Source organism: Thalassolituus sp. UBA6592 (assembly GCF_002433655.1).
GTDB lineage: Bacteria > Pseudomonadota > Gammaproteobacteria > Pseudomonadales > Oceanobacteraceae > Venatoribacter.
Window position 1 is genome coordinate 1 of sequence record NZ_DJIO01000021.1, and the last position, 10,755, is coordinate 10,755.

At 52.2% G+C, this 10,755-nt stretch carries 6 protein-coding genes; 3 read left to right on the plus strand and 3 right to left on the minus strand.

The window, feature by feature from the left end; genetic code table 11:
- Positions 1 to 21: 21 nt before the first annotated feature.
- On the minus strand, positions 22 to 2,169 hold the full coding sequence (fadB, locus tag B2Z72_RS01695) for a fatty acid oxidation complex subunit alpha FadB (protein WP_296986197.1): 2,148 nt from the start codon (positions 2,167 to 2,169) through the stop codon (positions 22 to 24).
- Positions 2,170 to 2,656: 487 nt separating this feature from the next.
- On the opposite strand from fadB, the gene B2Z72_RS01700 reads away from it, so the two are divergent.
- Entirely contained in the window at positions 2,657 to 3,442 is a 786-nt protein-coding gene (locus B2Z72_RS01700) for a hypothetical protein (protein WP_296986191.1), read from the plus strand.
- 133 nt (positions 3,443 to 3,575) lie between these two features.
- Here the strand turns inward: B2Z72_RS01700 and B2Z72_RS01705 are convergent, their stop codons facing one another.
- Positions 3,576 to 4,049, minus strand: a complete 474-nt coding sequence (locus tag B2Z72_RS01705) for a hypothetical protein (protein WP_296986194.1) — start codon at positions 4,047 to 4,049, stop codon at positions 3,576 to 3,578.
- The gene (locus tag B2Z72_RS01710; RefSeq protein WP_296986195.1) at positions 4,046 to 5,965 is read right to left on the minus strand and encodes an ATP-binding cassette domain-containing protein; all 1,920 of its coding nucleotides are present in this window, start codon (positions 5,963 to 5,965) and stop codon (positions 4,046 to 4,048) included. Before B2Z72_RS01710 ends, B2Z72_RS01705 begins: the two co-directional genes overlap by 4 nt.
- Positions 5,966 to 6,253: 288 nt before the next feature.
- Between B2Z72_RS01710 and B2Z72_RS01715 the strand changes: the two genes are divergently transcribed.
- Both B2Z72_RS01715 and B2Z72_RS01720 read left to right on the plus strand, forming a co-directional pair.
- A complete protein-coding gene (locus B2Z72_RS01715; RefSeq protein WP_297004059.1) occupies positions 6,254 to 7,396 on the plus strand; it encodes an efflux RND transporter periplasmic adaptor subunit in 1,143 nt (380 codons plus the stop codon).
- 6 nt (positions 7,397 to 7,402) lie between these two features.
- Positions 7,403 to 10,573 (plus strand): efflux RND transporter permease subunit, encoded by a 3,171-nt coding sequence (locus B2Z72_RS01720; RefSeq protein WP_297004060.1) that lies wholly within the window; start codon positions 7,403 to 7,405, stop codon positions 10,571 to 10,573.
- Positions 10,574 to 10,755 lie beyond the last annotated feature (182 nt).

The window sequence follows — 10,755 nt, forward strand, 5'->3', positions numbered from 1 at the left end:
TAAATTCTCCTGGTGCGCTTATTAACCGAAGTAGCTTTCGCCGTTCGCTGCCATTTCACGCATGCGATCGGTTGGTTTGTACAGGTTGCCCAGGTCAGCAAACTTGTCACACAGAGCAACAAATTCAGCCATACCTACGGTATCCATGTAACGGCATGCACCGCCACGGAATGGAGGGAAACCAATACCGAAAATCAGACCCATGTCGGCTTCGTTCGGTGTATCAACGATACCCTCTTCCAGACAACGGGCCACTTCGATGCACATTGGAATCATGCAGCGCGCGATGATTTCTTCAGCGTCGAATTCTTTCGCGTCCGCAACCACCGGTTTAATCAGCTCGTAAGTTGTTTCATCAACAACTTTCTTCGGCTTACCTTTTTTGTCGGTTTCATATTTGTAGAAACCAACGCCGTTTTTCTGACCGTAGCGGTTGTTTTCGAACATCACTTCCATGGAAGTTTTGTAGTCCGCTTTCATACGGTCAGGGAAACCTTCGGCCATCACTTCATTAGCGTGAACACCGGTATCGATACCCACTACGTCCAGCAGGTATGCAGGACCCATTGGGAAACCGAATTTTTCCATGACTTTATCTACCGCCTGGAAATCAGCACCGTCGCGTACCAGCCCAGCAAAACCAGCGAAGTAAGGGAACAGCACACGGTTCACCAGGAACCCTGGGCAGTCATTTACTACGATTGGAGTTTTGCCCATTTTCTTGGCATAAGAAACTACTGTGGCAACCGCTTCTTCGGAGGTTTTCTTACCACGGATAACTTCGACCAGAGGCATCATGTGTACCGGGTTGAAGAAGTGCATACCGAGGAAGTTTTCCGGGCGCTTCAGATCTTCAGCCAGCAGATCGATGGAGATGGTAGAGGTGTTGGAAGTCACGATGGTATCTTCGGATACCTGATCTTCCAGTTCCGCCAGAACCATTTTCTTAACTTTCGGGTTTTCAACAACCGCTTCAACTACGGTGTCGACGTCGCCGAATTCAGCGTAAGACAGAGTCGGACGAATGCGGTTCAGGGTGTCACCCATATCCAGCGGCTTCATCTTTTTCTTCTCAACGCGTTTGGCCAGCAGCTTGTTGGCTTCAGACAGACCCAGTTCGATACCGGCTTCGGCGATATCTTTCATCATGATCGGCGTGCCTTTCAGTGCAGACTGATAAGCGATACCGCCGCCCATGATACCAGCACCCAGTACGGCTGCTTTTTTGGTGTCTTTAGCTTGCTTGTCGAATTCTTTGGCTTTTTTCTTCAGCAGCTGGTCGTTCAGGAACAGACCGATCAGTGCCTGAGATTCGGTGGTTTTCGCCAGTTTAGCGAAACCTTTGGATTCAGCTGCCAGTGCTTTTTCACGGTCACCGTTTGCAGCTTTCTGCATCACTTTGATCGCTTCGATTGGCGCTGGGTACTGACCCTTGGTCTGACCGGCAACAAAACCTTTAGCGGTTTCGAAAACCATCATCTGTTCCATGGTGTTCAGTTTCAGCTTGGATTTCTTCGCTTCGCGACGCGCCTGCCAGTCGATGGTGCCGGCAATGGCTTCTTTCAGCATAGCGACAGACTGTTCGTGCAGTTTGTCAGCAGCAACAACTGCGTCAACAGCACCGTCTTTCAGAGCTTTTTCCGGCTTGTTCTCGCCGCCCATGCAGATCCACTCGATGGCATTGTCTGCACCGATGACGCGTGGCAGGCGAACCGTACCACCGAAACCTGGCATCAGGCCCAGCTTCACTTCAGGCAGACCCACTTTTGCCTTGTCAGACATTACACGCAGGTCAGACGCCAGACACATTTCAAAACCACCGCCCAGGGCGATGCCATTGATAGCAACCAGAGTCGGTACGCTCAAATCTTCATAAGTGTTGAAGATCTGGTTCGCTTCCAGACACCAGGCTGCAATTTCGTCTTCTTCTTTCTTGAAGGCTTCACCGAATTCGGTGATGTCTGCGCCCACAATGAAAACGTCTTTTCCAGAAGTAACCAGAACACCTTTAACGTCAGCGTTGCCTTTGATGGCTTCTACCGCTGCGTTGAGGTCTTCCAGAGTAACGCGGTTAAACTTGTTTACAGAGTCGCCCTGCAGATCGAATTTAAGTTCGGCGATGCCGTCTTCGATCATGTTTACCGTGATGGCTTTACCTTCGTAAATCATCAACTGATCTCCACATGGTGGTTAGCTTTTTGCCTGACAGTCGTTGCTGTCAGCATTCTGCCGGTTGGTGAAACAATGCCCGCAATGTTCAAAAAACGAACGATTCATACGAGCGTTTGAATCCGAGAGGCACACATTCGTGCAAAGTGGCCAGAAAGTCAATAGCAGGTCAGGAATTGCCGAGTGCATCTGTCTGTTTTTCAGCTTAAATCGGCTCAAATGCCCTTTATCAGGCTGCCTATCCGGGCTCTGAAAATCCATTATTTCCTATAAAAATCAACAACTTAAAGTATATTTAATGGTCTTACCCATACCTGAGACTGATGTTTTTTTTGTAACATATTGTAATAACTGCTAGGGATCAGCGTCCTGTTCTCATAAACTCAGGGCAATACAGCCGTTCCAAAAAGGCTGCAATAACTGAGAAAATCGCTCAGAAAATAACAACAAGAACAAAAAACATAACAACAAAAAAAGAAGACACGCCATGAAAACTGCAATCAACCTGATACGGATCGGGGCATTCCTGCTGTTCAGCCAGGCTGTTATGGCTACCCCACAACAATTGCTGACCGACCTGCAACACATGCGTCTGGCAGCCACCAACGCCATCACCAATTTCTATATGTTTTCCGGACTGGATGCCGACAGCAAATACGAGCGCCGTATTGATGTTGCGCTGGGCAAATTCAATGCCTCACTGGCCAGTGCCCGTGAACTGGCAGCCGTCAACAGCCTGGGCGATGACATCGCCGCCATCGAAGCTGAGTGGAACAGCGTCAGTGATCTTATGACCACCAACCGCAACGATATGCTCAATCAGGGCTTTCCCAATGTGCGCTTAGTGGATGAGATGGGCCGTACCAGTGCCGAGGTAGTCGATAAAATTTCAAAGGCCTACGACAAACTGCAGCAGTCGAGTGGCATCCGCCCAAGCCCGGTGGTGGAGAAAGCCCGTGATCTTGCTCTGCTGATGGAAGAAATTACGTCTCAGTATGCCGCCCGCGGTACGACCAATCTCGGCCAGGTGTTTATGGGCAGCTACGAACGTACGCTGACGGATATGGCGGATGATTTTCATCAACAGCTGCAGGCACTGGAAGAGATGGTGCGTCAGGGGCAGAACGATGTGCTGATGAATAACGTCAACAGCAAATGGCGCTTTATGGAAGAGCGCATTAAAAACTACAACGAGAACACTGTGCCCTTTCTGGTGGTCAGCTATAACGACCGCATCATTGAACACCTGGAAGAACTGGAACGCCGCTTCTGAGCCTGCAGCTTACGCCGCACAGCCGGTCTGACCAGACAGCACAATAAGTCGGGGCTAAGCTGAAAAAACAAAACGGGAGCCATTGGCTCCCGTTTTTTATTGCTCTGTCTGCGATCAAATCATCAAAGCAGAATCACAGAAACGTCTGCATAAACACTTTATAGGCTTCTGCGTTGGCTGTTTTCCGTTCTGCCGGCATCAGCACCACGCGATTTTCATACACTTCCAGCAACAGCAGATCATCGTTCAGCTGCGCCATGGCAGCCGTCACCTTCTCTGCATCCGCCGCCGTGCCCTGATTATGCCAGCACAAACCCTCCGGCAAACCGTCAGTATCCCAGCCTGCCTGTCCGGCAACGCGGAATTTCAACGCTCCGCCCTGCTGCTGACCGGGACGCACCAGAGTATAACTGGTGGCAGTGATCTCATCGCGCACGCCGGTTTTGGCGGAATCCGGTTTAAAGGTGAACTGACGAATCTGCAAACCAAGTTTAATGGCATCGTAACGTAACCCGGCCAGGCGTTTATCCCGCGGGCTGGGTTTCAGCCAGTACACGGAGCCAAAAATGGTCAGAATAACGAAGCCCAGCACCAGCCAGAAAATCATGATGCCATTTCCTCAAGTTCCAGCCAGCGTTCTTCCAGTGCTTCGATTTTTGCTTCCGCCGCAGACAGGGCTTCCAGTGTTTTCTGAATAGCATCAGCGTCACCGGAATAGAAATCCGGCTCACCGGCTTTCGCTGCCAGCGCATCGCGTTCAGCTTCCGCTGCAGCAATCTGATCCGGCAGCATATCCAGTTCCCGCTGCAGTTTATACGACAGCTTTTTCCCAGCGCTTTTGCTTTCTTCGGCTTTAACCGGGGCAGTGTCTGCTTTCTTTTCTGCAGCGGCTTTTTTCTCTTCTTCTGCTTTTACAGCACGGCTGCTGCCCTGGGCTTTTTTACGCTCCTGCCAGTCGCTGTAACCACCCACCTGTTCTTCGATATAGCCCGGTTCGCCTTCACCGAATACCCACATCTGGGTGACGACGTTATCGAGGAATGCCCGGTCGTGACTCACCAGCAACAGGGTGCCGCTGTATTCCATTAAGCGTTCTTCCAGCAGTTCCAGGGTTTCTACGTCGAGGTCGTTGGTTGGTTCGTCCATCACCAGCAGGTTGCAGGGTTTAAGGAACAACTTAGCTAACAAAACGCGATTACGTTCACCACCGGACAGCGCTTTCACCGGCGTACGCGCACGCTGGGCAGAAAACAGGAAGTCACCGAGATAACCAATGATATGACGGCTCTGACCGTTCACCTCCACCTGGTCTTTGCCGTCAGCAACGTTATCGGCAATGGACTTTTCGTCGTCGAGCAGGTGACGCGCCTGATCGAAATAAGCGACTTCGATTTTTGTTCCGCTTTTAATGGTGCCGGATTGCGGTTGCAGCTGACCGAGCAATAATTTCAACAGGGTACTTTTGCCGACGCCGTTAGGTCCGACCAAACCAATACGGTCACCGCGCATGACCAGAGTGGAGAAATCCTTCACCTGCATCACGTCTTTCCAGGCGTACGTCAGATGTTCAATTTCAAATACCTGCTTACCGGACGACTCTGCCGCATTCATACTGATGTTGGCGCTGCCCTGCACATCGCGGCGTGCGCGGCGCTCGTTACGCATGGCTTTCAATGCGCGCACCCGGCCTTCGTTACGGGTACGGCGCGCTTCGATGCCTTTGCGGATCCACTTTTCTTCTTCCGCCAGACGCTTATCAAACAGCGCATTCTGGGTGGCTTCTTCTTCCAGACGTTTTTCACGGTAATCGACAAAGCTCAGATAATCGCCCTGCCAGTTATAAATGTGGCCGCGATCCAGTTCGATAATACGGGTAGCCAGATTCTGCACGAAGGCCCGGTCGTGACTGATAAAAACCAAAGAACCGTTAAACTGCTTTAACTGCTCTTCCAGCCATTCGATGGTCGCCACGTCCATATGGTTGGTCGGTTCGTCGAGGATCAGCAGATCCGGCTCAACGACTAAGGCACGGGCCAGCATCACACGACGCTGCCAACCACCGGACAGTTGAGCAAAGCTGGTTTCGCCCGGTAATTTCAGGCGCTGAATAATGGCATCCACTTTCTGCTGCCAGCTCCAGCCATCGGCGGCTTCAATACGGGTCTGCAGATCTTCCAGCACCTTCATATCGGCGTCGGCACCACGGGCAGTTTCATCATGGTAACGGGAAATCAGCTGACCCACTTCACCCAGACCGTCTGCGACCACATCATACACAGGCTTATCAGCCGCCTGCGGCAGCTCCTGCTGCAGTGCGGAAACGCGCAGCATATCCAGATGTTCCACACGGCCGTCATCCGGCTGGATCTGACGGTTGAGGATTTTCAACAGCGTCGATTTACCTTCACCGTTACGGCCAACCACACACAGACGCTCGCCGGTGTGAATGTCGAGGTTCACCTTATCCAGCAGAACGTGGTCGCCAAACGCCAGCTCTGCCTGCTTTAAACTTACCAATACCATAAATGCCCTTAGCGTCTGTCAGCCAGACCCTTACCTGCAGAAGATCAAAAGGCCGCCAGTATACGCGTTCACCCGGCCCTCTGTATAAAAAACCTGAACTGACTCTTTAGCCGAAGACGGGCAGAAAACGTCACAAATGCCAGACTGAAGCTGTGTCACTCAGCGCAGCCTGCTCTCATTAAACGGAACCCGGGTGCAGTTATTGAGTATTTCCCTTATATTGGTCAGGCACCGGGAAGGATTCGCCCGGAATGAACAATAAACACAAGATAAAAAGCGGACATCTGCATGACTACTCGTCTGAATAAGGGCCATATCGCTGCCCTGCTACTTTCTGCTGCCCTGATTCTCTGGATGGCAGCCGGTTCACTGCAATCAGAACCTGATATCAGTACCAACCGCCCTCTGGCACTGGACAACGGCCTGCCCCGGGTGCAGGTGACGCACATGCAGGGCGAAGAGGTTCAGCGCGATGTTATCGTCTCTGCTCACACCGCCCCCAACCGCCGGGTTGAAGTTAAATCGGAAATCCGCGCCAAAGTCATCGCCATTCATAAGCGCAAAGGAGAAAGCGTGGAACGTGGCGAGCTGATTCTGGAGCTGGATGCCAGAGACTGGCCAGCGCGGGTCAAACAGGCGGCGGCTGCGTTAAAACAACGCCGCATCGAAGCCGACAGCGCGCGTCAGCTGGCCGCCAAAGGACTGGCCAATGAATCCCAGCTGGCCCAGGCCGAAACCGCGCTGGCCAACGCCGAAGCGGAACTGACCCACGCAAGCATTCAGCTCGACGCGACCAAAATCCGCGCGCCGTTTGCCGGCATTATTGATCAGCGTTTTGTTGAGACCGGCGATTTCGTCAAAGACAGCACACCATTACTGACCGTGCTGGATTTCTCGCCATACATAGTCAAAGGCGATGCCTCTGAACAGGAAGCTGCAGATATTCATATTGGTGACAACGCCTGGGCGCAGCTGATTAACGGCGAACGCGTCGAAGGGACTGTCCGTTATATCGCTGCCGAAGCCAATGAACGTACCCGCACCTTTGCCGTGGAAGTAGAAATTGAAAATCCCGGCGGCAAAATGACCAGCGGACTCACTGCCGATATTCATGTGCCGCAACCTGCGACCCACGCCTATTTTGTTTCGCCTGCCCTGCTGATTCTTAATGATGACGGCGAACTCGGACTGAAAGGCATCGACGCCGATCAGCGGGTGGTCTTTTTACCGGCAAAACTGTTAAAAGCCGATAACACAGGTATCTGGCTGTACGGGCTTGGCGCCGAAGCCGACATCATCACTCTGGGCGGTGGTTTTGTGGAATATGGCCAGCAGGTAGAACCCGTGTTTGTCATCAACGGGGCTTCTGAGCGCGCTAACGCAGCCGTCGCGGATGACGATAGCGCGACCTACAATGCCAACGCGGAGTAAGCCGGGATGTCATTAATTCAGGCTTCACTTAACCGTTCGCGCACTGTTCTTATGCTGTTTACTCTGGTGATGCTGGTCGGCATTGCCACGCTGATCAGCATTCCCAAAGAAAGTAATCCGGATATTACCGTACCTTTTGTGTATGTCTCAGTTACCCATGATGGCATTTCGCCGGAAGACGCCGACGCGCTGATTTATAAACAACTGGAGAAAGAACTGCGCGGACTGGATGGTTTAAAAGAAATGGTCTCCACCGCCAGCACCGGGCATCTGTCGATTACACTGGAGTTTTATACCGACACAGATATCGATCAGGCATTGCTGGATGTGCGCCAGAAAGTCGATGACGCCAAAGGCGAATTACCGGAAGACAGCAAGGAACCACGGGTAAAAGAAATTAACGTTGCCCTGTTCCCGGTAATGGTGGTTACCCTGTCAGGTGAGGCAGATGAATCGTCACTCTATGCGGTTGCCGAAGACCTGCAGGATCGTCTGGAAGCATTGCCCGGCGTTCTGGAAGCAACAATTCAGGGCAAGCGCGAAGAAATTGCTGAAATCATCGTAGATCCGGCGCGTATGGATAACTACGGCCTGTCGTTCAGTGAACTGGCTCAGCTGGTTGGCAACAACAACAAACTGGTCGCCAGCGAAGATCTGGATACCGGCGCCGGGCGTTTCAGCGTCAAAGTACCCGGACTGATTGAAAGCATCCCGGATATTCTCAAATTGCCGGTCAAAGTCGATGGCGACAGAGTCGTATTATTCGAGGATATTGCCGTTGGCCGTCTGTCCTATAAAGACCGTCAGAACAGCGCCCGGGTCAATGGCAAAAACGCCGTCACGCTGGAAATTAAAAAGCGCATTGGCTCGAATATTATTGAGACGCTGGACGACGTAAAAAACATCATCAATGAAGTTGAGCCGTTCTGGCCGGATGGTATTGATGTCGGCGTTACCCAGGATGAATCACGGCAGATTAAGGAGATGCTCAACGATCTGTTCAATAACGTCCTGGTCGCGACCCTGCTGGTGATGATTCTGGTGCTCGGCAGCCTCGGCATTAAAAGCTCATTTATGGTGGGTCTGGCTATTCCCGGTGCATTTTTAATGGCATTAATTGTACTGAGCATGATGGGTTACACCATGAATATGGTGGTGCTTTTTTCCCTGATTTTATCCGTCGGCATGCTGGTTGATGGCGCCATCGTAGTGACCGAATACGCCGACCGCCGGCTGGCCGAAGGCGCAAAAAAGCGCGTCGCCTATGCCGAAGCGGCACAGCGTATGGCGTGGCCGATTATTGCCTCCACCGCCACCACGCTGGCGGTGTTTTTACCCCTGTTATTCTGGCCCGGCACCACCGGGGATTTTATGAAATTCCTGCCACTGACCCTGCTTTATACCCTCACCGGTTCGCTGATTATGGCGTTAATCGTGGTACCGACTATCGGTGCAGTCATGGGTAAAGATGGCCATCATAACCCACAGGCACTGGCCACCATTGAAGCCGCTGAACAGGGCCGTTTTAATGAATTAAAAGGCTTTGCCGGTTTTTACATCCGCACCCTGCACAAAGCCCTGCAACATCCGTTAAAAGTGTTGGCCTTGGCTATTACTGCGTTGGTAACGTCTTTTGTCGTGTATTTTTTTCTTGGTCACGGGTCGGAATTCTTTCCCGACGTTGATGCGGATATTGGTCTGGTGGATGTGCGTGCCCGCGGCAATCTGTCATTGGCTGAGCGCGAAGATATTGTGCGTAAGGTAGAAGCCCGGATTTTTGATATGGCAGAAATTCAGTCGATTTACACCGCCACCTTTGTTAAGCCGCCCAGTGACGGTGATACGGCAGCCGATGTAATTGGCCGTATTCAGCTGGAGCTGGTGAACTGGGAACAACGCCGTAGCGCGGATAACATTCTGCGCGATATCGAACAACGCACCGCCGATATGGCTGGCATCGTGATTGAAACGCAGAAAAAGAAAAACGGCCCGGCCGGCGGACCACCGATTCAGTTACAGCTGACCGCCTCCAGTCGCGAAGCCATGCTGCCATTAATTGCCCGGGTAAAAGAAATTTTCAACGCCGATGCAGACTTAAAAGACGTGCGTGATGACCTGCCACTTGAGGGCATCGAATGGCAACTGCAGATTGACCGCGAAAAAGCCAGCCGCTACGGCACTGATATTGCCAGCAGCGGCGCTATGATCCGTATGATTACCGGAGGCCAGAAAGTCGGTGATTTCCAGCCGGATTTCAGCGACGATGAAATTGAAATACTGCTGCGCTTCCCGAACCGCACGCGCAATATCGACCAGTTTGCCGGCTTTAATATTCAGACACCTTACGGGCTGGTTCCTGCCTCGAATTTTATTGAACGCATTGCGGTGCCAAAGTCCGGCGACGTAGTCCGTATCGACGGTAATTACCGCTACCGGGTGACGGCGTCGGTAAAAGAAGGCGTCAACGCCATGGAAAAAATCAAGGCATTGACCGCTCAGATGCAGAGCCTCGACTGGCGTGAAGCCGGAGTAACACCCCGTTTTCGCGGTGATTTTGAAAAAATGGCAGAAACCGGTTCGTTTCTGGCCAGCGCCTTCGCCATCGCCATCTTCCTGATGGCTACCATTCTGGTGACTCAGTTCAACAGCTTCTATCAGGCTGGTCTGATCATGAGTGCCATTGTGCTTTCGATTGTGGGCGTATTAATGGGCCTGCTGATCCGTGGCGAGCCATTTGGCGTGGTGATGAGCGGCGTCGGCGTGATCGCGCTGGCCGGTATCGTAGTGAACAACAACATTGTATTGATCGATACCTACAACCATATCCTGCGCCAGGGTGTTGATCCGGTCGAAGCGGCGTTGCGCACCGGCGCTCAGCGTCTGCGTCCGGTACTGCTGACAGCGGTGACCACAGTAGTAGGCCTGATGCCCATGGTCATGCAATGGAACATCGATCTGATCCATCAGCATTTTTCTGTCGGCGCACCGTCATCACAGTGGTGGACCCAGCTGTCGACGGCCATCGCCGGTGGTCTGACCTTCGCCACCGTACTGACACTGATTCTGACGCCCTGTCTGCTGGTACTGGGCTCAAAACGTCATCGCCATCCAGGCGCGGCATTACCGGCTGTCTATAACGATGCTCAGCCAGTCAGCAGCGCAAACAGCGGCCAATGAGTTAAGAGAGTGGTTGCAGGCGAAAGAAAATCCCCGTGGCTGCGTGATTCCGCCCGCTGATTTGGCGGCTTCACGCAAGTTACTGAAAAAAATCAAAAAAACTGAGAAATAGCGTTTGACATACGGCGCTGCGTGAGTAGAATGCGCATTCACTTTTCGAGGGGTGATTAGCTCAGCTGGGA

Bases quoted from the DNA above. Each gene is read 5' to 3' on its own strand.
- fadB (WP_296986197.1), bottom strand. From the start codon at position 2,169: ATGATTTACGAAGGTAAAGCCATCACGGTAAACATGATCGAAGACGGC.
- B2Z72_RS01700 (WP_296986191.1), top strand. From the start codon at position 2,657: ATGAAAACTGCAATCAACCTGATACGGATCGGGGCATTCCTGCTGTTC.
- B2Z72_RS01705 (WP_296986194.1), bottom strand. From the start codon at position 4,049: ATGATTTTCTGGCTGGTGCTGGGCTTCGTTATTCTGACCATTTTTGGC.
- B2Z72_RS01710 (WP_296986195.1), bottom strand. From the start codon at position 5,965: ATGGTATTGGTAAGTTTAAAGCAGGCAGAGCTGGCGTTTGGCGACCAC.
- B2Z72_RS01715 (WP_297004059.1), top strand. From the start codon at position 6,254: ATGACTACTCGTCTGAATAAGGGCCATATCGCTGCCCTGCTACTTTCT.
- B2Z72_RS01720 (WP_297004060.1), top strand. From the start codon at position 7,403: ATGTCATTAATTCAGGCTTCACTTAACCGTTCGCGCACTGTTCTTATG.